At 37.4% G+C, this 24,229-nt stretch carries 24 protein-coding genes, 2 pseudogenes and 1 riboswitch; of the genes and pseudogenes, 22 read left to right on the top strand and 4 right to left on the bottom strand.

Annotated elements, in window-relative coordinates; translation table 11 throughout:
• Positions 1 to 161 precede the first annotated feature (161 nt).
• A pseudogene (locus DDE80_RS10340) lies at positions 162 to 380 on the top strand (SDR family oxidoreductase); the annotation flags it as partial.
• Between the two features lie 47 nt (positions 381 to 427).
• Here the strand turns inward: DDE80_RS10340 and DDE80_RS10335 are convergent.
• Complete coding sequence (locus tag DDE80_RS10335; protein ID WP_108307565.1) at positions 428 to 1,876, bottom strand: tryptophanase; 1,449 nt, start codon at positions 1,874 to 1,876, stop codon at positions 428 to 430.
• Between the two features lie 382 nt (positions 1,877 to 2,258).
• Here DDE80_RS10335 and tnpA point away from each other — a divergent pair, with 382 nt between their 5' ends.
• From tnpA to DDE80_RS15605, 5 genes and pseudogenes are all read left to right on the top strand, one after another.
• Entirely contained in the window at positions 2,259 to 2,663 is a 405-nt protein-coding gene (gene tnpA / locus DDE80_RS10330; RefSeq protein WP_108307564.1) for an IS200/IS605 family transposase, read from the top strand.
• 16 nt (positions 2,664 to 2,679) lie between these two features.
• The gene (gene tnpB, locus DDE80_RS10325; RefSeq protein ID WP_108307563.1) at positions 2,680 to 3,807 is read left to right on the top strand and encodes an IS200/IS605 family element RNA-guided endonuclease TnpB; all 1,128 of its coding nucleotides are present in this window, start codon (positions 2,680 to 2,682) and stop codon (positions 3,805 to 3,807) included.
• Between the two features lie 162 nt (positions 3,808 to 3,969).
• A pseudogene (locus DDE80_RS10320) lies at positions 3,970 to 4,725 on the top strand (carbon starvation CstA family protein); the annotation flags it as partial.
• Positions 4,726 to 4,988: 263 nt separating this feature from the next.
• Positions 4,989 to 6,179 carry a GTP-binding protein gene (locus tag DDE80_RS10315; protein ID WP_108307561.1) on the top strand — a complete coding sequence of 397 codons (1,191 nt, stop codon included), beginning with the start codon at positions 4,989 to 4,991 and terminating at the stop codon, positions 6,177 to 6,179.
• Between the two features lie 317 nt (positions 6,180 to 6,496).
• Positions 6,497 to 6,619, top strand: a complete 123-nt coding sequence (locus tag DDE80_RS15605; RefSeq protein WP_282432394.1) for a hypothetical protein — start codon at positions 6,497 to 6,499, stop codon at positions 6,617 to 6,619.
• A gap of 87 nt (positions 6,620 to 6,706) precedes the next feature.
• On the opposite strand, the gene DDE80_RS10310 is transcribed toward DDE80_RS15605, so the two are convergent.
• Positions 6,707 to 6,961 carry a hypothetical protein gene (locus DDE80_RS10310; protein ID WP_108307560.1) on the bottom strand — a complete coding sequence of 85 codons (255 nt, stop codon included), beginning with the start codon at positions 6,959 to 6,961 and terminating at the stop codon, positions 6,707 to 6,709.
• A 29-nt stretch (positions 6,962 to 6,990) separates the two neighbouring features.
• Positions 6,991 to 7,189, bottom strand: a riboswitch (cobalamin riboswitch).
• Positions 7,190 to 7,363: 174 nt separating this feature from the next.
• On the opposite strand from DDE80_RS10310, the gene DDE80_RS10305 reads away from it, so the two are divergent.
• Entirely contained in the window at positions 7,364 to 8,257 is an 894-nt protein-coding gene (locus DDE80_RS10305; RefSeq protein ID WP_108307559.1) for a 3-hydroxyacyl-CoA dehydrogenase, read from the top strand.
• Positions 8,258 to 8,298: 41 nt separating this feature from the next.
• Here the strand turns inward: DDE80_RS10305 and DDE80_RS10300 are convergent, their stop codons facing one another.
• Positions 8,299 to 8,991: an adenine nucleotide alpha hydrolase family protein gene (locus tag DDE80_RS10300; protein ID WP_108307558.1), complete on the bottom strand. Its 693-nt coding sequence runs from the start codon at positions 8,989 to 8,991 to the stop codon at positions 8,299 to 8,301.
• Between the two features lie 239 nt (positions 8,992 to 9,230).
• Here DDE80_RS10300 and DDE80_RS10295 point away from each other — a divergent pair, with 239 nt between their 5' ends.
• The 10 genes from DDE80_RS10295 to DDE80_RS10250 all read left to right on the top strand — a co-directional run bounded on the left by DDE80_RS10295 (position 9,231) and on the right by DDE80_RS10250 (position 17,934).
• On the top strand, positions 9,231 to 11,627 hold the full coding sequence (locus DDE80_RS10295; RefSeq protein ID WP_108307557.1) for a Na+/H+ antiporter subunit A: 2,397 nt from the start codon (positions 9,231 to 9,233) through the stop codon (positions 11,625 to 11,627).
• Positions 11,617 to 12,045, top strand: coding sequence for a Na(+)/H(+) antiporter subunit B (locus DDE80_RS10290; RefSeq protein ID WP_108307556.1), 429 nt, complete (start codon positions 11,617 to 11,619; stop codon positions 12,043 to 12,045). The genes DDE80_RS10295 and DDE80_RS10290 overlap by 11 nt, the downstream gene beginning before the upstream one ends.
• A 2-nt stretch (positions 12,046 to 12,047) precedes the next feature.
• Positions 12,048 to 12,386 (top strand): Na(+)/H(+) antiporter subunit C, encoded by a 339-nt coding sequence (locus tag DDE80_RS10285; RefSeq protein WP_108307555.1) that lies wholly within the window; start codon positions 12,048 to 12,050, stop codon positions 12,384 to 12,386.
• Positions 12,379 to 13,872 carry a Na+/H+ antiporter subunit D gene (locus DDE80_RS10280; RefSeq protein ID WP_108307554.1) on the top strand — a complete coding sequence of 498 codons (1,494 nt, stop codon included), beginning with the start codon at positions 12,379 to 12,381 and terminating at the stop codon, positions 13,870 to 13,872. The genes DDE80_RS10285 and DDE80_RS10280 overlap by 8 nt, the downstream gene beginning before the upstream one ends.
• 4 nt (positions 13,873 to 13,876) lie before the next feature.
• A complete protein-coding gene (locus DDE80_RS10275) occupies positions 13,877 to 14,362 on the top strand; it encodes a Na+/H+ antiporter subunit E (RefSeq protein ID WP_108307553.1) in 486 nt (161 codons plus the stop codon).
• A complete protein-coding gene (locus DDE80_RS10270) occupies positions 14,359 to 14,643 on the top strand; it encodes a Na(+)/H(+) antiporter subunit F1 (protein WP_108307552.1) in 285 nt (94 codons plus the stop codon). The genes DDE80_RS10275 and DDE80_RS10270 overlap by 4 nt, the downstream gene beginning before the upstream one ends.
• The gene (locus DDE80_RS10265) at positions 14,621 to 14,986 is read left to right on the top strand and encodes a Na+/H+ antiporter subunit G (RefSeq protein ID WP_108307551.1); all 366 of its coding nucleotides are present in this window, start codon (positions 14,621 to 14,623) and stop codon (positions 14,984 to 14,986) included. The genes DDE80_RS10270 and DDE80_RS10265 overlap by 23 nt, the downstream gene beginning before the upstream one ends.
• Before the next feature lie 189 nt (positions 14,987 to 15,175).
• A complete protein-coding gene (locus DDE80_RS10260) occupies positions 15,176 to 15,337 on the top strand; it encodes a histone protein (RefSeq protein ID WP_108307550.1) in 162 nt (53 codons plus the stop codon).
• A 172-nt stretch (positions 15,338 to 15,509) separates the two neighbouring features.
• Positions 15,510 to 17,504: a methyl-accepting chemotaxis protein gene (locus tag DDE80_RS10255; RefSeq protein WP_108307549.1), complete on the top strand. Its 1,995-nt coding sequence runs from the start codon at positions 15,510 to 15,512 to the stop codon at positions 17,502 to 17,504.
• A 142-nt stretch (positions 17,505 to 17,646) separates the two neighbouring features.
• Positions 17,647 to 17,934: a DUF6509 family protein gene (locus DDE80_RS10250; RefSeq protein ID WP_345788851.1), complete on the top strand. Its 288-nt coding sequence runs from the start codon at positions 17,647 to 17,649 to the stop codon at positions 17,932 to 17,934.
• Positions 17,935 to 17,966: 32 nt separating this feature from the next.
• Here the strand turns inward: DDE80_RS10250 and DDE80_RS10245 are convergent, their stop codons facing one another.
• On the bottom strand, positions 17,967 to 18,395 hold the full coding sequence (locus DDE80_RS10245) for a GatB/YqeY domain-containing protein (protein WP_108307547.1): 429 nt from the start codon (positions 18,393 to 18,395) through the stop codon (positions 17,967 to 17,969).
• A gap of 47 nt (positions 18,396 to 18,442) precedes the next feature.
• Between DDE80_RS10245 and DDE80_RS10240 the strand changes: the two genes are divergently transcribed.
• The 5 genes from DDE80_RS10240 (at position 18,443) to DDE80_RS10220 (ending at position 24,075) form a co-directional block, all read left to right on the top strand.
• A complete protein-coding gene (locus DDE80_RS10240; RefSeq protein ID WP_235612315.1) occupies positions 18,443 to 19,630 on the top strand; it encodes a VanZ family protein in 1,188 nt (395 codons plus the stop codon).
• Between the two features lie 17 nt (positions 19,631 to 19,647).
• Positions 19,648 to 20,964, top strand: coding sequence for an FAD-dependent oxidoreductase (locus DDE80_RS10235; protein WP_108307545.1), 1,317 nt, complete (start codon positions 19,648 to 19,650; stop codon positions 20,962 to 20,964).
• Positions 20,965 to 21,102: 138 nt separating this feature from the next.
• Positions 21,103 to 21,870, top strand: a complete 768-nt coding sequence (locus tag DDE80_RS10230; protein ID WP_108307544.1) for an ABC transporter ATP-binding protein — start codon at positions 21,103 to 21,105, stop codon at positions 21,868 to 21,870.
• Positions 21,857 to 23,716, top strand: coding sequence for an ABC transporter permease (locus DDE80_RS10225; protein ID WP_108307543.1), 1,860 nt, complete (start codon positions 21,857 to 21,859; stop codon positions 23,714 to 23,716). Before DDE80_RS10230 ends, DDE80_RS10225 begins: the two co-directional genes overlap by 14 nt.
• Positions 23,716 to 24,075, top strand: a complete 360-nt coding sequence (locus DDE80_RS10220; RefSeq protein ID WP_108307542.1) for a YxeA family protein — start codon at positions 23,716 to 23,718, stop codon at positions 24,073 to 24,075. The genes DDE80_RS10225 and DDE80_RS10220 overlap by 1 nt, the downstream gene beginning before the upstream one ends.
• The last annotated feature ends 154 nt before the right edge of the window (positions 24,076 to 24,229 follow it).

Genomic DNA, 24,229 nt, shown 5'->3' with positions numbered 1-24,229 from the left:
AAATGAAGGCATTCGCCTATTGGCATTAGCATAGAAACAAAAACTCTTGGAACAAGAGGGTTAGCTCGGTCAGTTTTCGTTGGCTAGTAAAAGCAACGATAAGTCGAGAAGCCCCCACTTCAATTAGACCGCAAGGTCAATAAGTGGTGGGTAGTTCACCACCAGCCGCAAAAAATAATATGCCACAAGAAATGCTTGAGATTTTTGGTAAGTATAATGCACTGCCTTACCACGGTGAAGCGGATGATATTGGCTACGCGGTAGTTTATTTAGCTTCAGATGAATCCAAATTTATGACGGGGCAAACACTGCAAATTGAGGGTGGCCATTATATGAAAACCCCAACTATCGCAGATATTGAAGAGTATATGAGTAAATAAAATAAAAAGGAAAGGCGATTTTCACTATCGCTTTTCCTTTTTGTTTTTTATAAACTTTCGCCAAAGTCTTGGCGGAATTTTTCTGCTAATTTTTGTGGCCAATCTGAGTCAGCTTCTAGCTTACCAAAGAAGAAGCGTAATACTTTAGGTTCTTCAACGAAGCGCAGACCACCGATTAAATCACGGTTTTCGTACAGCCATGCAATACGGTCTACGGCATATTTGACTTGTGATAGGGTAAATACACGTCGTGGCATTGCTAAACGTACAAGCTCCATATGTGCCATTGGCTCAACACCTTGTTCATCACGTTGCTCGGACATTGTACCGCGCTCCATGCCGCGCACACCACTTGCAATATAAACTGCAGCAGCTAACGCGCCTGCCGGATAACGATGTTGTTCGATATTAGGTAAGAAGTCCATTGCATTAATATGACAGCCTAAGCCACCTGCTGGTGTAACTACAGGAACACCTTTTTTCTGTAATTCATTAGACATAAACTCAATGAAGTTAGGACCTTGGTTAATCATTTGCTCGTCCATTGTTTCTTCTAGCCCAATGGTGATAGCTTCCATTTCACGTACAGACATCCCACCGTACGTTAAGAAACCTTCATATAATGTAATATATTCACGCATTTTTTCGTAAGCTTCTTTACTATTAGTACAAATCCCGCCACCGCGGCCGAAGCCTAGTTTACGAGCGGAGAAATAAATGATATGAGAAAGATCGGCAATTTCACGTGTGATTTCACGAATCGACATATCTTTACATGCTTCTTCACGTACTTTAATAAAATGTAAGTTATCAGCTAAAAGACTGGCATCTAAAACGAGTAACAACCCGTGCTTATCACAAATCGCCCGTACTTCACGTAAGTTTTGTAGCGAGTGTGGTTGTCCCCCAATTAGGTTAGTACCTGCCTCCATACGCACAAACGCAATTTTATCTGCGCCTTTATCTGCAATTAATTGTTCCAGCTTAGCAATATCGATATTACCTTTAAACAAATTATCACTCGTTAAATTTAACGCCTCATCAATGAAAATTTCTTCTACCGTACCACCGTTTAAAGTAATATGCGCTTTAGTTGTAGTGAAGTGGTAGTTCATTGGCACAATTGAGCCAGGCGTTACATACACTTGTGCAATAATATTTTCACATGCACGCCCTTGGTGTGTAGGTAGGAAGTACTGCGTACCAAAAATATCAGTTAATTTTTCTTCTAAGCGTGTAAATGTGCTTGAGCCTGCGTAGCTATCATCAGCGACAAGCATAGCAGCTTGTTGCTGATCACTCATCGCATTAACACCACTATCTGTGAGCATATCCATAAAAACATCTTTATTTTGTAGCAAGAATGTATTGTATCCCGCCTGTTGCATTGCTGTTACACGCTCTTCTACAGGGGGTAAGTTTAGCTTTTGAATAATACGTACTTTATGCATTTCTAAAGGAATCGTTTCGCCAGAATGGAAAGTAATCTTTGACATATCATAAGCCTCCAAATGTTTTAGTGAATCAACGCTTCGACGCGTTGAACTGATAGTGAATAGCATACTAAAGAATGCTATAAAAAGAAAGGACTATTCTGAAAATTATTATTTTGTTATTGTACAGTTATAAAAATAAAGCTTTTTGTTATATAACAAAAGGTGCTAAAATATCGTTTATACAATCATAAGGAGGCATAAAGATGCTCACATTTTTAACTTAGTTTAGGCAGAAGTCGCCCATCCTCTATAGGTGGGTGATGAATGCCATTCGACGAGAGAGTTACCTTCGGTAGCTCAAAAACCGATAAATAAATCATAATGCTTTTTATTTTGTTCTATGTTATGATCAGTCTATATTAAGAAAAGAGTTGATATAACAATGGGATTAGATACAAATAACCATTCAGTATTTCTTCTCTGTTACCATCTTGTTTTAGTTACGAAATATCGTAGACAAGTAATAGATAATGAAATATCTGATTATGCCAAAACTACATTCGAAAGGATTTCAGAATCGTATCACATTACTTTAGTTGAGTGGCATCATGACAAAGACCACATACATATCATGTTCAAAGCTCAACCTAAAACTGAATTAACAAAATTCATAAATGCCTATAAAAGTGCCAGTTCACGTTTGATAAAACGTGATTTTCCAAGAGTTAAACAATTTCTTTGGAAAGAAATGTTTTGGTCTAAAAGTTTTTGTCTTTTGACAACTGGCGGTGCGCCGATTGATGTAATTAAGAAATATATTCAAACTCAAGGAAACAATCATAAGTAGAAAGTAGGAGACCTTTATGGAGCGACTAAAAGCATACAAGTTTAGATTATACCCGAACGAAGAACAAGAAATATTCTTTGCTAAGTCTTTTGGTTGTGTTCGTAAGGTCTATAACCTAATGCTTAATGATAGAATAAAAGCATACGAGGAATCTAAAAAAGTGAGCTTTCCTACACCAGCTAAATACAAATCAGAGTTTCTATTTTTGAAAGAAGTAGACAGTCTAGCCTTAGCTAATGCACAACTCAATTTAGATAAAGCATACAAAAACTTCTTTAGAGATAAATCTGTTGGATTTCCTCGATTTAAAAGTAAGAAAAATCCTGTTCAAAGTTATACAACTAACAATCAAAATGGAACAATTGCCTTGATGGATAATAAATTCATAAAAGTTCCTAAATTGAAATCCTTAATCAGAATTAAACTTCATAGACAACCAAAAGGAATTATTAAATCTGCCACAATATTACGTCATTCGAGTGGTAAATACTATATTTCTTTGTTGTGTAAAGAGGGAATCATCGAGTTACCAAAAGTAAATTCCGCAATTGGTATTGACTTAGGTATTACCGACTTTGCAATTCTTTCTAACGGCAAAAAAATTGATAATAATAAATTCACGTCCAAAATGGAAAAGAAACTCAAGCGCGAACAACGTAAGTTGTCAAGACGTGCCTTATTAGCTAAACAGAAAGGTATTAATCTGTTTGAAGTTAAAAACTACCAAAAACAAAAACGTAAAATTGCTCGTTTGCACGAAAAAGTAGTGAATCAACGTACTGATTTTCTGAATAAGTTGAGTACAGAGATTATCAAAAATCACGATATTATCTGTATTGAAGACTTAAACACAAAAGGCATGTTGCGTAATCATAAACTAGCAAAAAGTATTTCTGATGTATCGTGGTCTAGTTTTGTGACTAAATTACAGTACAAAGCTGACTGGTACGGTCGTGAAATCATTAAGATAGACAAATGGTTTCCATCAAGTCAAATTTGTTCAGATTGTGGACATAAAGATGGCAAGAAGTCACTCAAAATTCGAGAATGGGCTTGTCCTATTTGTCATACTCATCATGATAGAGATATCAACGCTAGTATCAATATATTGACCGAAGGTCTAAGAATAAAATCGTTATCTTAGATAAAATCAAAAACCGTAGGAACTACGGGGATAGCTTGGTAAACAAGGGACACCGCTGTTAGTAAAGAAATACGCTATCAAGTATGCTCTATTCCCAAGAAGCTCCCACTTCAAGCGTTAAGCACCGTTAGGTTTAGCTAAGTGGCGAGTAGTTCACCATTCCAAAATATGCATCCGAACAATTTACCGATTTTTCCGTTAATTTTCTTTACGATTACGTGCGGTGCATTATCAGGCTTCTACGCTACACAAAAAAATTTTTACGGCATGATGATTGCAGAAGGCGTTATTGCAATGATTTGGGCAGCTGCTGCTATGAGTTTGTTTAATGGCTATGGTGGTTTAGCTGAACTAATCGCAGCTGGCGGACCGGCTGCAGTAGTAAGTAAAGTTTCTATTATGATGCTTGGTACTATCGGAGGAACAATAGCAATTTTAGGCGTTATTATTTTACCGATTACGTCAGGGGATACCGCATTCCGAGCAGCTCGTATGATTATTGCTGATTACTTTACGATTGAGCAAAAAGCATTTGGCAAGCGTATAGCTATTGCCATCCCACTATTTATCATTAGTTATATGTTAACGAAAATGGATTTCCAAGTGTTATGGCAGTACTTCTCTTGGGCAAACCAAGTTACTGCAGTTATTGCGCTATGGGTAGGGGCGATGTATTTATTCCTAGGGTATAAAAATCACTGGATTGCTACAGTGCCTGCTATCTTTATGACAGATATGGTATATTTATATATTTTCTTTGAACCAAATATGGGATTTGGCATACCAATGACTATCGCTCATATGATGGCTGTAACTGCTACAATTGTTACAGTAGGTGCTTTCTTTGTAAGTGCGCATAAAAAGCGAGGCACGAGTTTTACATTGGATGAGGATGTTTCGACATTTAAAGGGGTTTAAGACGAAAAGCCAATGAAGCAGTGAGATAAACTGTTTCATTGGCTTTTTATATTTTAGAACATAAAAGAAGGAAATCATTCATCTGTACCAAAGATGAAAGGCTTAACCATAATGTACTTTTCCCGTAGAAATTATCTATAAACGTTTATTACATAAGAGTAAAGGAAATGAAATCGAATTGTTATGTTAAGAACCTCTTGATAAATCGTAATCATTATGATTTAATTGTAAAGCGTAACAATTACGATTGAAGGAGCGGTAAAATGAATAAAATTCCTGTAACTGTACTAAGTGGCTATTTAGGTGCTGGTAAAACAACAATTATGAACCATGTCTTACAAAACGAAAAAAATATGCGCGTCGCTGTCATTGTTAATGATATGAGTGAAATTAATATAGATGCTTCATTAATTTCTGAAGGTAGCGGCATTGCGCGTACAGAAGAAAAATTTGTAGAATTATCGAATGGCTGTATTTGTTGTACATTGCGTGAGGATTTATTAATTGAAGTAGAAAAGTTAGCGAAGCAAGGCAATATTGATTATATTTTAATCGAATCCACAGGCATTAGTGAACCAATTCCAGTAGCTCAAACATTTTCTTATATTGATGAAGAGTTAGGTATTGATTTAACGCGCTTTTGTACATTAGATACAATGGTAACTGTAGTGGATGCCAATCGATTTTGGCATGACTATCAATCGGGAGAAAGCTTGCTAGAGCGTAAAGAAGCTGTAGGTGAAGGTGATGACCGTGATGTGGCCGATTTATTAATTGATCAAATTGAGTTTTGCGATGTGTTGATTGTAAATAAATGTGATCTTGTAGCTGAAGAGGACCTCAAACGTTTAACAGGCGTGTTAAAAGCATTGCAGCCATCAGCAAAATTTATTTTTACAGAGCAAGGACAAGTAGAGCCAACTGAGATTTTACATACAGGACTTTTTGATTTTGAAAAGGCAATGAATAGTGCAGGCTGGCTACAAGAACTAGAAGATGGGCACGCTAATCATACACCAGAAACAGAAGAGTATGGTATTACTTCATTTGTTTATGAAGTACGACGCCCCTTCCATCCGGCGCGTTTAGTAGAATGGACAGAGCATATGCCACGAGAAATTGTGAGAGCAAAAGGGATTGTATGGAGCGCCGTACAAAACGAAGTAGCGATATTATTATCACAAGCAGGACCTGCAGTACGTTTTGAACCTGTATCTTATTGGGTTGCTGCATTACCAGAGGCCCAGCAAAAACAAGTATTTGAAGAGGATCCTCATGTTTTAGCTGATTGGGATGCGACTTATGGTGACCGAGGTACGCAGCTTGTTATTATTGGCATTGATATGGACGAAGAAATGATTAAGAAGCAACTAGATGTATGTTTATTGACTGAGGAAGAAATGAAAAGTGATTGGAAAGCTTTAGAAGATCCATTTCAATGGCAGTGGTCTTGAAACACTCGTAAGTTAAAATCTTAGGTTATCTATGATGAAATCAAAAAAACACTAATAAAATGCATAAAACAGCTAGTTAAAAAGCAAACTTTCTATAAGAGGTTTGCTTTTTCTATTTTAAGAATATTACTGAAAACGCTTGCTATATAAGGGTTTGTCACATATTAGACATAAACAAGACTTATTTTTTGAACAGATTGTGAAAATCATCACATAACACTTTTCTTTTTTAGAAAAGAGCGTATACTGATGTATAACAAGTGCTAAACAAATTGATTTGTATTAGTACAAAAACGGTTAAAAGGAGCGATTAACGTATGTGGGTTGTAACAGTTTTTGAACAGAATACGTACCGTATGTTCGAATACCAAACTAAAGCAGAAGCAACAGTTTGCTTAAAAGGTTTAACGAACACAGCAATGCTTTCATATACAAAATAAATCTTTCCTTTTTTGTAGCTACCCTTTGTGGTAGCTCTTTTTTTATGTAAAAAAGAGGTAGCATGTACGAGCTACCTCTACGTTATATTATTCATCAAATACTGCTGGCTGTATGAGTTCATTTTGCACGCTATGATAAGCCTGTTCAATAATTGCTTGCTCATGTGAATGTTGCAGAATAAGCTCATCTTTAACAGCGCGTAAAGATGTTGGTGTGGCTGTTAGGCTCTGCATTACGCGTGTTTTTAAGGCAGTGCGATAAAAATCGAATTGTTGTTGCATTGGATCTGACGAGTATACCTCAATTTGATTTATCGCACCGTGAGTATGTGTTTGTGTCATACTCAGCACCTCCTATTCCTCGTAGGTTTTGGTTGTACTTGAGATGAGCAGGTCTCCTGACTTTAAGTTCTAACGCTTAATTTTGCCTTCCCGTAAAATACAGTGACATTATAAAATTAAGCTCGCTTATTACAGTTGCGGGACAGTGCTAGACTTACACTAGCTTCCCTTACTCATCTCCATATCTCCGTTTCTTCTATTGTAACAACTTCTACTGTATTACTGATCATGCGTTATCTCATGTAGTGCTCGTCTGTGTAACATAGTTCGTTTAGTCGATTTATATAAAAAGCTAGATTACTATAATTTTTTTAGAAGTTTGGAGTAATAATGTGCAAAAATTTGTGCTTAGCGTTATATTTTAGGTGAGTTAAAATTATAATGAAATAGGGAGAGAGCACAATGATTAAAAAAGTTACCGTTGCAGGAAGTGGCGTATTAGGTAGTCAAATTGCGTATCAATCAGCTTTTCATGGCTTTGCTGTTACCGTTTATGATATTACGAATGAGGCATTAGCAACAGCTAAGGAGCGTATACAGGCATTAAAACCTTTATACCAAGCAGACTTAGGCGCAACAGAAGATCAAGTAAATGAGGCTTATGCACGTTTACAATTTGAAAGTGACTTAGCAAAGGCGGTAGCTGATGCGGATTTAGTAATTGAGGCGATTCCTGAGGTTGTGAGTATTAAAACAGAATTTTATACGAAGCTAGGTAAGGTAGCACCGACCAAAACATTATTTGCGACAAACTCATCGACATTATTACCGAGCCGGTTTGCTGAGGCGACAGGGCGTCCGTCTAAGTTTTTAGCCTTGCATTTTGCCAATACGATTTGGAAAAACAATACGGCTGAAGTAATGAAGCACGAAGGGACAGACGAAGCAGTCTTTAATGAAATTATTGACTTTGCAAAAGCGATTGGTATGGTAGCTTTACCGCTTTATAAAGAGCAACCAGGCTATATTTTAAATTCATTATTAGTACCATTTTTAGATGCTGCAGAAATGTTGTTAGTGAAGGAAGTAGCAGACCCTGAAACGATTGATAAAACGTGGATGATTGCTACAGGCGCACCGCTTGGACCATTTGCTATTTTAGATGTGGTGGGTATTAATACAGCTTATAATATTGTAAAAGCTAAAGCAGAAGCAACGGGTGATGCTATGCAACAAAAGTTAGCTGAAATGTTAAAAGCAGAATATATCGATAAAAATAAATTGGGTCGTGCGACAGGCGAAGGTTTTTACACATATCCGGACCCTAGCTTTGCCAAACCAGATTTCTTACAATAAAATGAAAAGGAATTGTGCCAATGTAGGCGCAATTCCTTTTTTTAGGCTAGCGTTTTTTTTCGTAATTTCTCGTAGGGCGGAATGTTTTTAGTTTCAATAATCCGGCCTTCTACGACAGGTACTTCATACATTTTTGCTTTGTAAGTAAATTTAAAAATCCCGTTATCAAAGTCTGTGCCGATTTCTTTAAAGAAAATTCCTTCTAGTGTAGGTTGGTCAGGGCAAGTGAAAACTACGCTATGTTGACCATTACGCTCTACTAAATAAGCTCGCACACCACGCTCATACATATCAAACTCTTCTTCTTCTACAGGGCGCTTAACAGAAACAATATGGAAGTCTACAAATGGTACTTCTTTTAATAATACGTTTAAGAAAGAGCCACGCATAATTTCTTCCCAACGGCTTTGTGCGCTTTGACCCACAATAATTTGGGTAATATTTAAGTTAGCGGCCACTTCACGGATTACTTTTTGCACAGGGCGCTTTTCATTATCTTTAATAATGAAGTCTTCTACTTCTAACTCATCAGCAAGCTGTTCCCACTCTTTAATATAACTTGTTTTCTCTGGATCAAACTCTTCGAAGGGCATACTATCAACTGTCATGATATAGAGCGGACAGTCTAACATAGTTGCCATTTTATGCCCACGACGAATTAAACGCTCACCGTTAAGACCGTAATATACACAGACTAAGATGCTTTCATCCATACGCCCCTTAATATGTTTCAATGTATAAACACTCCTTTGGGAAATAATAATTGTGTAAGAAAAAAGGCTTGAAATAGCGTAAAATAATACTAGAGTAGTGCAAATCGCAATATTGTACGGTATAATTTACTCTGTATGACGCTTGAATTATAACAAAATAACATTATTAACACTTTATATAAACAATCATTATGAAGTGAGTTAGACGTATAGTCAAGTTTACCATAATTTTAAAAATTAGCAGTTGGGAGGCTCGCATTATGATGATACTGTTAGCGATAGCCCTACCGTTTCTTATAGCTGCCCTCATCCCTATTTTTTACAGGCATGTCAGGCAAATTCATCTCGGTTGGTTAATATTAGTCGTACCTGTATCGCTGTTCATTTTTTTCACTCGTTTTATTCGTCCTATTGCCAGTGGCGATGTATTTATTTACACGTATCATTGGATACCCTCATTTAACATCAATATTATTACCTATCTGGATGGTTTGAGCTTAATTTTTACATTGCTGATAACCGGTATAGGTAGTCTAGTGACACTCTATTCAATATTTTATTTATCTGAAAAAGAGTCACTTCACCACTTTTATTGTTATTTATTACTCTTCATGGGCGCTATGCTTGGCGTCGTATTATCCGATAATTTAATGGTGCTCTATACGTTTTGGGAGTTAACTAGCGTATCTTCCTTCCTATTAATAGCGTTTTGGCATCATCGTAAAGCTTCACGTGCCGGGGCGCGCAAAGCTATGGTAATAACAGTGACAGGCGGCATTGCTATGTTAGCTGGCTTTTTAATGCTTGCACAAATGGCAGGCAGTTTTAGCATACGCGAAATTATAGCGATGGATATAAGTAGTGAGACATTATTTATACCTGCTATGCTATGTGTTTTGCTAGGTGCTTTTACTAAATCTGCACAGTTCCCCTTTCATATTTGGTTACCTGACGCGATGGAAGCGCCAACACCGGTTAGTGCTTATCTCCACTCAGCAACGATGGTTAAGGCTGGCATTTATTTAGTGGCTCGTTTATCACCAGTGTTTGGGGGAGTTTACTTATGGTTTTGGCTAGTGACGGGCGTTGGTTTACTTACTTTATTATGGGGTTCATTTAATGCGGTGCGTCAAACCGATCTTAAGGCGCTATTAGCTTACTCTACAGTGAGTCAGCTTGGCTTGATTATGAGTTTGTTTGGTGTAGGTTCTGTAGCTTATCATCTTGGTTATGCTACCGAAAATATTATTTATACACAAGCAACTTTTGCTGCATTATTTCATTTAGTTAACCACTCTACCTTTAAAGGAGCACTTTTCATGGTAGTTGGCATCGTCGATCATGAGGTAGGTACGAGAGATGTACGTCGTCTCGGTGGTTTGATGGCACTTATGCCAGTGACCTTTACCATTGCGATGATTGGCAGTTTGTCGATGGCAGGTTTGCCGCCTTTTAATGGATTTTTAAGTAAGGAAATGTTCTTTACTTCAATGTTAACGATTGCGCAAGCTGATGTATTTTCATTGCAAACTGTAGGTGTTTTTTTACCGATTATCGCTTGGATTGCTAGCGTATTCACCTTTATTTATAGCGTGATTTTAGTATATAAAACATTTTTAGGTAAATTTAAACCAGAGCGTTTAGATAAGCGCCCACATGAGGCGCCAATAGGTATGCTCATTTCACCATTGCTATTAGTTGTGTTTATTATCGGCATTTTTATTTTCCCTAATGCATTAGGGCAGGCGATTTTAAAACCAGCGATGGCAAGTCTTTATCCCGATGCACCATTGACGCAAATCGTACCGCATATTGCAGCATGGCATGGATTGCAACCGGAGCTATTAATGACAATAGGTGTTGTGGTCATTGGTTTAATTTTATTTAAGCTCTTGCCAAAGTGGCGCAGAGTATATGGCATATTTACGAGAGAGCGCTCATTTAACGCCCTTTATAATAATACAATTAGCTTTGCGGAGCGCTCATCGTTACGCATTACAAACCGTTATATGACAGGCGATATTACACAGTATTTTGTTTATATTTACGTGTTTTTCGTCGCTGTTATTGCAGGCTATTTTTTATGGTCAGGTGCATTTACTTATGATATGTCGAAGGATTCTAAAATCGAATATTACGAATGGATTTTAATTTTTGTGATGATATTTGCTGCGGTATATATATTATTTGCTAAGCGCCGTATGACGGCAGTGTTATTAAATGGTGTGCTCGGTTATTGTATTGCATTTTTCTTCGTTACATTTAGAGCACCTGATTTAGCATTAACACAGCTCGTAGTAGAATCGATTACGACAGTACTATTTTTAGTGTGCTTCCGTTATTTGCCGGATATGAGAGCTGAGCGCAAGTCACGTTCGAAGCGTAATTTTCATGTCGCACTATCTCTTTTTACAGGTGCTACCGTAACGATGATAGGTTTAGCAGTACTAAATTATGATCGTTTTCCGCCTGTGTCTGCATACTTTAATGATGCGCTTGCTTTAGCGGGTGGTGCCAATATTGTAAATACTATTTTAGGTGATTTCCGTGCATTTGATACGATGTTAGAAGTCGTCGTACTATTTATTGCAGGCTTAGGTGTTTATACATTAACAAAGCTCAAACCTAAGAAGGAGGCACCGACGCATGAAGATTAATGACGTTATTTTACGAACTGTCACAAAGGCGGTAGTATTTATTATTTTAACGCTAGGTGTTTATTTATTTTTTGCAGGTCATCATGCACCAGGCGGCGGCTTTATCGGAGGGTTAGTATTAGCCTCAGGCATTGTGCTACTCTACCTCGCCTACGATATTGAAACTGTGCACCGAGGTGTTCCATTTAATTTTAAAAAAGTTGCAGCAGTTGGGGTGTTATTAGCGACTGGTACTGGTATCGGTTCTATATTTTTTGATGTCCCTTTTTTAACGCAAACCGGTAAATATATAACACTTCCTATTTTAGGGAAAACATCTTTTTCTACAGTAACATTATTTGAAGCAGGTGTTGCCTTAACTGTAGTAGGAACAGTAGTTACTATTATTTTAAGTATTAGTGAAGAGGAGGAAGGATAAATATGGAAACGTTAATGCTAGTGCTCATTGGCATTCTTGTAAGTGTAGCGACGTATTTAGTTCTTTCTCGTCAAATGTTGAAAGTAATTTTAGGTACAGCTATTTTATCGCATGCCGCTCATTTATTAATTTTAACGCTAGGCGGTCTGAAAAAGGGAGATGTCCCATTAATTGAAGAGTCACCTGGGCCTTATACAGATGCGCTACCACAAGCACTCATTTTAACGGCCATCGTAATTAGCTTTGCGGTTACGGCATTTGTGTTAGTACTCGCTTATCGCACATATGCTACAAACGGCACGGATGATTTTACAGCACTGCGAGGTAAATTGGATGAATAATATGATTGTTTTTCCGTTAATCTTACCGATTATGACAGCTATATTATTAGTATTCTTTCGTCATAATATTATATTGCAGCGCATTGTTAGTATTATTACAATGGCGGTCGTTACAATTATTAGTGCTGTAATTGTGTGGGCAGTACCTGTCCACGGCATTTTGCGACTGGACTTTAGTGGCTGGCAACCACCCTATGGTATTTTATTTGTGGCTGACTCTTTTGCGGCATTACTGGTATTTACCGCTAGTTTAGTCACTACAATTATTTTACTTTATGCAACATGTACGATTGGTGAAAAGCGTGAGCGCAATTTCTTTTATACTTTTGTTTTATTAATGATTGCAGGTGTGAATGGCTCATTTTTAACGGGTGATATTTTTAACTTATTTGTATGTTTTGAGGTGATGTTACTTGCCTCTTATGTACTGATTACGCTTGGTGGAGAGCGCGTACAATTACGCGAATCCATTAAATATGTATTAATTAATGTTGTAGCATCGTGGCTATTTTTAGTAGCACTTGCTTATTTGTATAGTACGCTAGGTACGTTAAACATGGCACATATTGCGTTACGTGTGACAGAAGCTGGGCAAGGCCCGTTATTAACTACGGTATCACTTGTATTCTTAGCAGTGTTTGCACTCAAAGCTGGTTTATTACTCTTTCAATGGTTACCAGGGTCTTATAGTGCGCCGCCTCCAGCAGTAGCCGCATTATTTGCCGCATTATTAACTAAAGTTGGGATATACGCATTGTTTCGCACTTATACGCTTATGTTTACGCACGATGCATTACCGTATCGTTTAATCGGTATTATGGCCATGTTAACGATTATTGCAGGTTGTTTAGGTGCATTGAGTGGACGCGATGTTAGAACAATAGCCGTCTATAATGTATTAATAGGTGTAGGTTTTATACTACTCGGTTTAGCTATCGGTACAGAAGTGGCTTTTCAAGGCGCCATTTATTATGTATTGCACGATATCATTGCCAAAGCATTTTTATTTTTATGTATCGGGACAATGATTTACTTAACAGGAGAAACAGTTATTGATCAAATGAGTGGCTTAATTCGTAATTATCCCGTTTTTGGTTGGTTATTTTTTATCGTGATGTGTGCATTGGCAGGTATTCCGCCGCTAAGTGGTTTTATAGGTAAAGTATTAATTGCACAAGCTGCTGTTGCTGAAGGTGATTTTTTATTAATCGCTGTTGGTCTTGCGTCTAGCATTATTGTACTGTATTCTCTTCTTCGCATTTTTTTATCCGCATTTTTTGGCGAAACAATTATACCGCTAGGAGAGGAAATGCCATTACCTAAAACGGTAATTTGGCCGATTATTATGTTAGCTCTATTAACGATTGCTTTAGGTGTAGGTGCACAAGCAATCGCTAATTATGTTGTACATGCAGCAGAAGTACTAGCCAATCCTACACAGTATATAGACGCTGTATTACCAGAAGCTTTAAAGAAAGGAATGTGATGAGGTGGCAGGTCAGTTTTTATTAAACTTATTCATTGCGTTACTTTGGGTACTCTTACAAGATGAAATGCCGCCTCGTTTTTCCACTTTCTTGACGGGGTTTATCGTAGGGATAGGCATTTTATATGTGCTTCATCGGTTTTATGGCACGCAGTTTTACTTGCGCCGTGTCTTTGCGATTGTTCAACTTATTTTTATTTTTAATTGGGAGCTTTTAATGTCTAGCTATGTAGTACTTAAACAAATTATGACACCTAAAATTAATATTACCCCTGGTATTTTTACGTATAAGACAGCATTAGAGACAGATTGGGAAGTTACGGCTTTAGCGTTGCTATTAACACTTACCCCAGGCTCTGTTGTAATGGAAGTTACCCCAGAAGGCGATATGTTTTATATTCACGCTATGGATATTGAAACATCAAAAGATAGTGTATTGCGATCTATAGTGAAATTTGAGCAAGCTATTATGGAGGTGACGCGTAGTTGATTGATCAAATATTAATGTTAGCCTTAGCGCTCTTTAGCTTATCCATCGCGATTACTTTATATCGCGTCATTAAAGGACCGTCAATGCCAGATCGCGCAATTGCGTTAGATACGATTGGCGTCAATTTATTGTCTGCTATTGCAATTGTTTCTATCGTTTTAAAAACAAAAGCCTATTTAGAAGCGATTTTAATTTTAGGTATCCTTGCTTTTATTGGCACGATTGCTTTTACAAAGTATATCGAAAGAGGTGTTGTTGTTGAACGTAAGTCAAATCATTGAGTGGGGAGCTGTAGGATTAATTTTACTTAGTTCTATTATTAGCGTAATTAGCGCACTAGGGATGATTCGTTTACCTGACGTTTATACGCGTTCACATGCAGCTACTAAAAGTTCGACGCTATCGGTGTTAACATGTCTTTTAGGTGCATTTATTTATTTTTGGGTACATGATGGTTATATTAGTATTCGCTTGATACTTGGTATCCTCTTTGTATTTTTTACAGCACCGGTCGCAGGCCATTTGATTTGTCGTGCTGCCTACCGTGCAAAAGTACCCCTTGGTAAAGGGTCAGGCGAGGACGAATTACAAGCCGTTTTATTTCCAGAAAATAAACAGTTATGAAAGAAAAAGCATGACATATACATAAACTGTGTGTGTCATGTCACCTTTCTAGTAACAAGACAACTATAAAATTTGAAAATTTAGAATATATAAGGTATAGTTGTAATTAGGTTGTTTAACCAAACAACAACGATAGGCGACAATGTTTTGTAAGCGCTATCGAATACATATAAATAGGGGTGTTTCACAATGGCGAAAAAAGATAAAAAAGAATTAGAAAAGAAATTAGCTAAAAAAGCTGAGAAAAAGGCTGAAAAGAAAGCTGACAAAAAGAAAGCAGCTGCAAAAAAAGAAGCTAAAAAAGCTGAGAAAAAAGCTGACAAAAAGAAAAAAGCTTCAAAAAAGAAATAATTTAGTAAACTCGTGATAGCAAATTGGCTATCACGAGTTTTTTTACATAAAATATTACCTTACTTGTAAACAACTTGTTACAATTGTAAAAAATATAGTATGATAGTTGTTATACATTGCTATAAATTGTATTGGTAATAATGCAATGAAATTAGTAAAGTGAGGAGAAGAAATGAGTACAAAACGCATAGGTGTAAAATTAGTAGCAGCCATCGTAGCGTTACTTATTATTGCCTGTGGCGGGTTAGGCTATATTGCTTACTCGAGCAGTGCGAACGCCATTATTAAACATAAGGAAGAAGAATTGACTGAAAAAGCTAAGGACGTAGCGCGTTACACGATGACGCATTTAGCATTACATACGGTGGAAGTCGAAAGTATTGCGCGCCAAGATGCTATTCAAAGTATGGATTTTGCCGTACAAAAAGAAGCATTAGAACGTGAATTAGCTAATGATGCAAGTTATTTAGCTTTTGGTATTGTTGATGCTAAGGGACAAGCAAAGTATTTAGATAATACAACAGCTGATTTAAGTGACCGGGATTATATTCAAACGAGCTTAAATGAAAATAAATCAAGCGTGTCGGACGTAGTTATTAGCCGGGTGACGGGAGAACCCGTAATTTTAATAACAACGCCTATCGTTACTGCGACAGGCGAAAAAGCATTATTACTTGCCCGTATTGATGGTTATTATTTGTCAGAAGCTGTTGAAGAGATTGAAGTAGGCGAAAAAGGTTATGCAGTTATGTTAGATGCACAGGGGACAATTATTGGCCATGCCAATCGTGAACTTGTTAAAAAACAACATAACCATATTACAGAAGCTGAAGCTACAGGTAAAACATCAGGAACAGCAGAAGTTACGAAAGAGATAGTTGCAAATGAAGCGGGACAGTACACGTTTGATAACAATGGAACGTATATCGCTAGCTATATTACTGTAGATAAAGGTTGGAAGCTGGCGATTATTGCGAATGAAAAAGAAGCACTAAGTAGCTTAAATAGTTTACAGCGTAATATTATAATTGTGACGTTAGTAATTATTGCACTTGGAGTAGGCGTAGCGATCATTATTTCACGTTCGATCAGCCGTCCGATTCGTTATGTAGTAGAAATGAGTGAGCACTTAGCGAAAGGTGACTTTACTTACGAGTTACCTCAACACTTTGCGAAGCGTCATGACGAAATTGGCACGATGACGATAGCGCTAACAGATATGACAAATACCGTTAAAAGTATGGTCAAACAAATTGGGCTAGAAGCCACGGCGGTTAGCCAATCTTCAAATCGCTTATTAGGTGACGTACAAGGTGTTACAGGTATGACAGAAGATGTTGTAAAAGCGATTAATGAAGTAGAAAATGGCTCGCAAATGCAAGTAACGATGACAGAAGATAGCGCAGCTGCAACAGAGACTATGGCTTACGGTGTACAAAATGTAGCAGAAGCCGCTTCGGATGTACGTGGTCAAACAGACTTTATTTCAGATAAAATTGTAGAAAGTAACGGCGCTGTACAGGCTTCAATTGACAGTATGAAGGCGATTCAACAAGATACAGTTAAAGAGGTCGAGGCAATTTATCAATTGCAAAAAGAATCCGAAGAAATCAGCTTAATTTCTAATATGATTACGGACATTTCAGATCAAACGAATTTACTAGCGCTAAATGCATCGATTGAAGCAGCTAGAGCAGGTGAAGCGGGGAAAGGTTTTGCAGTTGTTGCAGAAGAAGTACGTAAATTAGCAGACGAAACAGCAAGCTCTGCAGCGCAAATTAATCATTTAATTAATGAAGTGCAGCGCCATACCGCGGATGTAGTAACAATGGCTGAGCAAGGTGAAGAGAATGTAACGCAGGGGATTACAGCGATTGAACATATGCATCAACAATTTGATGAAATTGCCACAGCTATAACGAGTATTACAAAACAAATTGATGAAATGCATGCTAATGCGGAAGAAATGTCTGCTTCTACAGAAGAGCTATCGGCTTCTACGGAGCAAATGGCAGCTACGGCAAGAGGTGCTGTTGATTATGTGCATGAAGTGCGTTCTTCTACAGACAACCAATTAACAACTGTACAGCAGATGGAACGTCATACGGTAGAAATGACCGAAATGGCAGAACGTCTACATCAATTAGTACGTCAATTTACTTTATAACTATTTTGAGCATGGTAGCAATTCACTAAATAGTGGATTGCTTTTTGCTTTTTATCGTTGGTGAAGTATAAGGGCATGACTGTAATATGGTAAACTAGTGGTAATGGGATGGATAAAATAACGAGCACTAAGGAGAGAACAGATGATGGAAATTACACAATTTTCAATAGAAGAAATTAAAGACCCCACAAATATTATTGAGGGTGAGCGTTACGAATTTTTATTTGATGTAGCTATCGATGAGGACGATGAATTATACTCACCAGCTGGTATCGAAATTCGTGCGATTATTGGTAAAATTAATGAAGAAGTACGTATGTTAAACTACTTTATTATTGAAAAGGGTGCAAACGAGTATTTAGATTTTGCGCTAGATGAAGATGAAGAACAAATGTTTATTGATTTTTGTAAAGAACAATTAGCTAAATAAAAAAGAGGGGCTACGCAGCTCCTCTTTTTTGTTTATGAAATTAATGATTTTACAACAGTAGACATTGTTTTGCCGTCAGTTTTACCAGCAAGTAATGGTTTAGCGATTTTCATTGCGTCGCCCATTGCCATACCACTCACAACACCGTTGTCAGTTAATAATTGTTTGACTTCTTCTTCTGATAATTGTTCAGGTAAAAAGCTTTCGAGTAATTTTAGTTTAGCTTGTTCCTGTTCAATTAAATCGGCACGCTCAGCTTTTTCTGCGCCTTCAAGTGCTTGGTGTGTTTGTTTGATTTCGCGGTTCACAATTTCAGTTTCTTGTAACGCTGTTAATGGTGAACCTTGTTCTTTTTCTGCAAGGTCTAACTGTGATTTTAATAATGTTAATACACCTTTCGTTAGGGTATCTTTATCGCGCATAGCTTGTTTAAGTTGTTCAAATACGACTGTTTTTAACATAATCAACTTCCTCTCTCTTAATTATTGTAAAATGGAAGTAGGGCATCATGCAAATAATAGGTGAGGTGAAAAAGATGGGGGTATATGTAACGTCCATTAGTACAGCAGCATTATTTACGATGGGGATTTCAGTTATTATTTTTATTCCGTGGTTAATTTACACGTATCGTAAGTATGGCTTTTTATCATTTTCTAAGATGGCTATTACTTTTTCATTTATTTTTTATGCGATAGCTGCTTTGTTTTTAGTGCTATTGCCACTACCAACAACACGAGATACGTGTGCGATGCAACCAGCAGATACGGTGCATTATAACTTGCACTTGTTTCAATTTATTGATGATATTTTATATAAGAGTGGCATTGTATTAAGTGAACCAGCCACTTGGCGCTTTATTATTAAACAGCCCGCTTTTTATCAAGCTTTTTTTAATTTTTTATTATTACTGCCTTTAGGTGTATATTTACGTTACTTTTGGCAAAAGCGTAAATATGCGTTTGGCGCGCTAGGCGTTGGCTTATTAGTATCACTGTTTTTCGAAATTACACAGTACACAGGCATTTATGGTATTTATAATTGTGCCTACCGTTTATTTGACGTAGACGATTTATTGCTAAATAGCACAGGTGCTTTTGTTGGCTATTTAATTGGTCCTATCTTTTTATTATTACTGCCTACACATCAAGCAGTAGTAGAAAAAACAGACGAGCTCGCAAAACGTAATATTGTACAGCCAGGCGCTACCATTTTAGCGTTATTAATTGACGTAATTACAGTAATGTTAGGAAGCACAGTTTTAGCGCTAATCTTACCAAACGCTTGGTATAGCAACTTTGTCGCAACAACTAGTATGCTTGTTTTACTATTTGTCGTTGTGCCACTGCTAGGCAAGGGTGCAACACTTGGTATGCGCTTTATGCGCTTTAGAATGACAGGTGCTGAAGGCGAAAAGGCATTGAAACGATCAACCTTACGCCGCTTCTTAGCTATTTATTTTACGTATTTAACGTATGTATTACTCAGCTTAATTAGTACGATGACAGCAGTAGAGTTAGATATGGACAGTATATTTTATGCACCATTTGTCTTTATTAATGTCGGCATATTCCTTGTGCTTGTCATACTGACCTTTATTATTATGGTCCATGTATTACGTGTGTGGCTGAGCAAGGGCAAAAGACAGCTTTATATGGATAAATATGCTAATCTATATGCGACAAGACGTAACGAATAACGAAGGGGAGATTGGTTATGAAATACGTAATTATCGGCGGTGATGCAGCTGGTATGACAGCTGCTATGGAGATTGTACGTAATGATAAAAAGGCACAAATTACAACCTTAGAGCAGACAGAAATTTATTCGTATGGGCAATGTGGCTTACCTTATGTAGTGGATGGTCGCATTCCTTCGACAGATGATTTAATTGCTCGTAGTGTGCAGGTGTTTCGTGAAAAGTATGGTATTGATGCTCGCACGGGTCATAAAGTGACACATGTAGATGCAGGTAAACAAATCGTGTACGGCGAAGGATTTGAAGTACCTTACGATAAATTATTAATCGCAACAGGTGCAGCACCAATACTGCCAACGTGGGATAATGCAACATTAGCTGGTATCCATACGATTAAAACGATTCCGCAAATGCATGATTTATTGCGAGATGCGACAGAAGCTAAAAAAGTTGCTGTAATTGGTGGCGGCTATATTGGCTTAGAGATGGCAGAGGTGTTAAAAGAAGCAGGTAAGGACGTATGCATCATTCAGCGTGGTGCACAGCTGGCTAAAATGCTTGATGCGGATATGGTGCACCATGTGCATGAGCAGGCAGTACAACATGATGTAGCTGTGTACCTTGATACGGCTGTAACAGGCTTTAACGGTGAGGTAAAAGTAGAGGCTGTCGTGACTAATAAGGGAACGATTGAAGCAGACCTTGTAATAGTAGCAGTTGGCGTTAAACCAAGTACAGATTTTTTAGCTGATACAGCTATACTGCGTTTAAAAAATGGCGCAATTGTCGTTGATCCACACATGGCAACTTCAGTTGAAAATATTTATGCAGCAGGGGATTGTGCTACGCATTTTAATCGTGTTAAGCAGTCGGCAGATTATGTACCACTTGGCACAACAGCCAATAAGCAAGGACGTATTGCAGGTTTGTCGATGGCGGGTAAATTTGTTCGTTTTAAAGGCATCACAGGCACTTCGATTTTAAAGTTTTTTGATCTTGCGATTGCAACAACAGGATTAAATGAAGTAAGTGCTCAGCAGTTAAACCGTAGTTACCATGTTTATGAGCTAACAGCTAATCATATCGCGGGCTATTACCCAGAGCCTAAGCCTTTATTTATAAAGGTACTAGTAGAAAAGAAAACAGAACGATTACTCGGTGCACAAATTATTGGAGAAGCGGGTGTAGATAAACGCATTGATGTTTTTGCTACAGCATTAATGCAGGAGTTAACGCTACGCGACTTATTGGATTTAGATTTAGCTTACGCACCGCCTTTTAATGGTGTATGGGATCCTTTGCAACAACTTGCAAAACGCAATGTTCAGCTCTAATACGAAGAAGCTCGTTAAGCACAGCAGTGTTTAGCGAGCTTTATTTTTGTTAAGGTTTTTGTAAGTTTAGGGGAAAGTTGCTGTAAGTTTGGCTTGGTATAGTTAAGTCACTAAAGAAAAACAGAAGGGTGAATGACTATGAAGCCATTAGTGCAAGTAAAAGCAGTTAATAAAATTTATGGTAAAGGCGCACAAACCTTTGAAGCGCTTAAAAATATCACATTTCAAGTAGAGGAAGGCGAGTTTGTTGGTGTTATGGGGCCATCTGGCGCTGGTAAATCTACATTACTTAACGTCCTCGCTACTATTGATGCACCGTCGTCAGGAGATATTTTAATTGGTGATGATAATGTAGCAAAAATGAAGGACAAGGCACTCGCAGATTTTAGACGTGATAATTTAGGATTTATTTTTCAAGATTATAACTTACTAGACTCTTTAACAGTACGCGAAAATATTGTACTCCCTTTAGCCATTGCTAAAGTGCCAACGAAGGAAATTAATGCACGTGTGGATAAAATTGCGACCACATTTGGCATTAGTGAATTATTAAATAAATATCCTTATCAAATTTCAGGCGGGCAAAAGCAACGTACTGCTTCATCACGTGCACTTGTAACACAACCAAAAATTATTTTTGCGGATGAACCAACAGGTGCGCTCGACTCTAAATCAGCAACGGATTTACTAGAGAGTTTGAGCGATTTAAATGAAACACAAAATGCTACGATTATGATGGTAACGCATGATGCTTTTGCGGCAAGCTTTTGCCAGCGCATTATTTTTATTCAAGACGGCACACTATCTAAGGAAATTCACCGCGGGGCAAAAACACGTAAGCAATTTTTTGAAGAAATCCTTCAGGTGCTCGCAGGCATTGGGGGCGATGTAAATGACGTTATTTAATTTAGCGCGCAAAAATTTACAGCGTAATTTCTCAAGTTACTTTTTATATATTGCCTCAATGGTATTTAGTATTGTTATTTATTTTACCTTTGTGACGTTGAAGTATAATGATGACATTTCGGCATTAACAGGAACCTCACAAAAAATCTCAAGTATGATGAGTGCTTCATCCGTTATTTTATTATTCTTTATTGTAGTGTTTATTGCGTACTCTAACTCCTTCTTTATGAAGAAACGTAAAAAAGAAGTGGCGCTGTACTCTTTACTAGGTGTACGTAAACAACAAATCGGCTTAATGTTATTTTTCGAAAACTTATTTATTGGTCTCGTATCATTAGTTGCGGGCATTGCAATTGGCTTTTTAATGTCTAAAGTGTTACTAACGATTTTAGTACGTTTAATGGGCTATAGTTTAACAGCAGGCTTTGTATTTTCAAGCGAAGCCGTAATTAATACGGTTATTGTCTTTTCGGTTTTATTTATTTTTACTTCACTGCAAGGCTATCGTGTAATTTATCAGTTTAAATTAATTGATTTATTTCATGCGGAAAAACAAGGTGAAGCGATGCCAAAAGCATCTGTACTATCAGCGGTTATTGGTGTATTAAGTGTAGGTGCAGGGTATTATTTAGCACTTGAAGACATTATGACTAGCATGTGGTGGCGCATTTTATCGATTGCGATGCCAATTGTTATTATTGGTTTAACAGTCTTTGGTACGTATTTATTGTTCCATAGTGTAAGTGTCTTTGCACTACAAGCAATGAAAAAAATGCATAGCTTTTCATGGAAGGGCTTAAACCTTATTACAACGTCACAGCTTTTATATCGTATCCGTGGTAATGCTAAATCGCTAACGGTTATTGCGGTATTAAGTGCTACTACGATTACAGCGGGTGGCGCAGTATTTGGTCTGTATTACAATATTGATAAAAGTATCAATGACAATACACCGGTTACATTTATGTGGGAGGGCGAGCCGCTAGAAGTACCGCAAGTGAGTACGCACCATACGTTAGCGACTAAATTAGTAACCTTTACACATAACGAAAGTGAACGTCAGTATCAAGTGTTACCGTTAGCTACTTATAATGAGCTAGCACAGGAGCAAGGCAAGGAAAAAATTACAACAATGGCGAGCAATGAAGGTGTGTTATTAGATCCTTATTATGATGAGCGTTTTTCAGAGAAGTTAGCAGGTGCTGATCTTACAGCTAATGTATCCCTTCATCTTACAAGTCAGGAAACGTACGCTGTTACGAATATGAGCACAACAGGGCCTATGATTATTGTCAATGAGCAAACGTATGAGGCACTTGAGGGTGAACCAACAACCTATCAAGCGTATACCTTACAAGATGGTGCAGATAATCTAGCTATTTCACGTGAGCTTAACTCACAATTAACAGATGCACAACAAGACTTTACAAGTCAGCCAGCTGCTTATGAGGATATTATGTCAGCGATGGGCGCAATGCTATTTGTAGGTAGCTTTTTAGGGCTCGTGTTCTTAACAGCAACAGGCAGTATTATTTACTTTAAAATTGTTTCTGAGGCAGAGGCAGATAAGGATAAATATACGATTCTTTATAAAATTGGTGTAAATGATACTCAAATGTTAAAAACGATTAGTGCACAAGTAGGTATTATTTTTGGTGCGCCACTAGCAGCAGGCTTACTGCACGCTACATTTGCGCTACTCGGTTTTTCGAACTTACTAGGTATGTCGATTACTAAGCCTGTTTTAGTTTGGATGGCTGCTTATATTGCGATTTATGGTTTGTATTATATTTTTACAACACGTGCCTTTTATAAAATTGTTAAAAACGCGAGGGGGAATGCTTAATGAAGAAGCTAATAGGAGTTGCAGTATTTTTAGGTATTATTGTGATTGGTGGTTTAGCAATACTGCGCTTTGTTGATTTTAATCAGCTTGGTGCACAAACGTATTATGTACAAATTACAGACGATGGCAAAGTCGAAAAAACAACAATTGATACGGGCGAAGTTTTTGAAACTTATTGGTACAATGACTACAAAATTTATAATGATAAAGGCGAGTCACAAGTGGTTAATTTTTCGGCACAAAAAAACCTACGTCAAGGGGCTTATTTAAAAGTTTATTATAAAGACAATAAAGGCATTACTTCTTATGAAGAAGTACAAGAAGCGGATGTACCAGCTAAAGCTAAGGAGCAAATGTAGTGTTTGTGCTTAAATACTATAAATTAAGAGGCTGGGACATAACTAGTGTTCAGCCAAAGAAAAAGAGAAATTGAGTGCGCTCAATTTCTCTTTTTCAATTTTTTATAGGTATTTTTATTGATTGGCTGTGAACTTTCGCAAGTTCACAGCCATC

Source organism: Metalysinibacillus jejuensis (assembly GCF_003057615.1).
Taxonomy (GTDB): domain Bacteria; phylum Bacillota; class Bacilli; order Bacillales_A; family Planococcaceae; genus Metalysinibacillus; species Metalysinibacillus jejuensis.
Note: the sequence above shows the minus strand (reverse complement) of the source record. Positions and strands in the feature narration are given on the sequence as shown.

Coding starts and splice junctions, on each gene's coding strand:
- DDE80_RS10245 (WP_108307547.1), bottom strand. CDS start 18,395: ATGTTAAAAACAGTCGTATTTGAACAACTTAAACAAGCTATGCGCGAT.
- DDE80_RS10225 (WP_108307543.1), top strand. CDS start 21,857: ATGACGTTATTTAATTTAGCGCGCAAAAATTTACAGCGTAATTTCTCA.
- DDE80_RS10240 (WP_235612315.1), top strand. CDS start 18,443: ATGCAAATAATAGGTGAGGTGAAAAAGATGGGGGTATATGTAACGTCC.
- tnpB (WP_108307563.1), top strand. CDS start 2,680: ATGGAGCGACTAAAAGCATACAAGTTTAGATTATACCCGAACGAAGAA.
- DDE80_RS10285 (WP_108307555.1), top strand. CDS start 12,048: ATGGAAACGTTAATGCTAGTGCTCATTGGCATTCTTGTAAGTGTAGCG.
- DDE80_RS10295 (WP_108307557.1), top strand. CDS start 9,231: ATGATGATACTGTTAGCGATAGCCCTACCGTTTCTTATAGCTGCCCTC.
- DDE80_RS10280 (WP_108307554.1), top strand. CDS start 12,379: ATGAATAATATGATTGTTTTTCCGTTAATCTTACCGATTATGACAGCT.
- DDE80_RS10255 (WP_108307549.1), top strand. CDS start 15,510: ATGAGTACAAAACGCATAGGTGTAAAATTAGTAGCAGCCATCGTAGCG.
- DDE80_RS10305 (WP_108307559.1), top strand. CDS start 7,364: ATGATTAAAAAAGTTACCGTTGCAGGAAGTGGCGTATTAGGTAGTCAA.
- DDE80_RS10250 (WP_345788851.1), top strand. CDS start 17,647: ATGATGGAAATTACACAATTTTCAATAGAAGAAATTAAAGACCCCACA.
- DDE80_RS15605 (WP_282432394.1), top strand. CDS start 6,497: ATGTGGGTTGTAACAGTTTTTGAACAGAATACGTACCGTATGTTCGAA.
- DDE80_RS10310 (WP_108307560.1), bottom strand. CDS start 6,961: ATGACACAAACACATACTCACGGTGCGATAAATCAAATTGAGGTATAC.
- tnpA (WP_108307564.1), top strand. CDS start 2,259: ATGGGATTAGATACAAATAACCATTCAGTATTTCTTCTCTGTTACCAT.
- DDE80_RS10235 (WP_108307545.1), top strand. CDS start 19,648: ATGAAATACGTAATTATCGGCGGTGATGCAGCTGGTATGACAGCTGCT.
- DDE80_RS10315 (WP_108307561.1), top strand. CDS start 4,989: ATGAATAAAATTCCTGTAACTGTACTAAGTGGCTATTTAGGTGCTGGT.
- DDE80_RS10260 (WP_108307550.1), top strand. CDS start 15,176: ATGGCGAAAAAAGATAAAAAAGAATTAGAAAAGAAATTAGCTAAAAAA.
- DDE80_RS10220 (WP_108307542.1), top strand. CDS start 23,716: ATGAAGAAGCTAATAGGAGTTGCAGTATTTTTAGGTATTATTGTGATT.
- DDE80_RS10335 (WP_108307565.1), bottom strand. CDS start 1,876: ATGTCAAAGATTACTTTCCATTCTGGCGAAACGATTCCTTTAGAAATG.
- DDE80_RS10230 (WP_108307544.1), top strand. CDS start 21,103: ATGAAGCCATTAGTGCAAGTAAAAGCAGTTAATAAAATTTATGGTAAA.
- DDE80_RS10290 (WP_108307556.1), top strand. CDS start 11,617: ATGAAGATTAATGACGTTATTTTACGAACTGTCACAAAGGCGGTAGTA.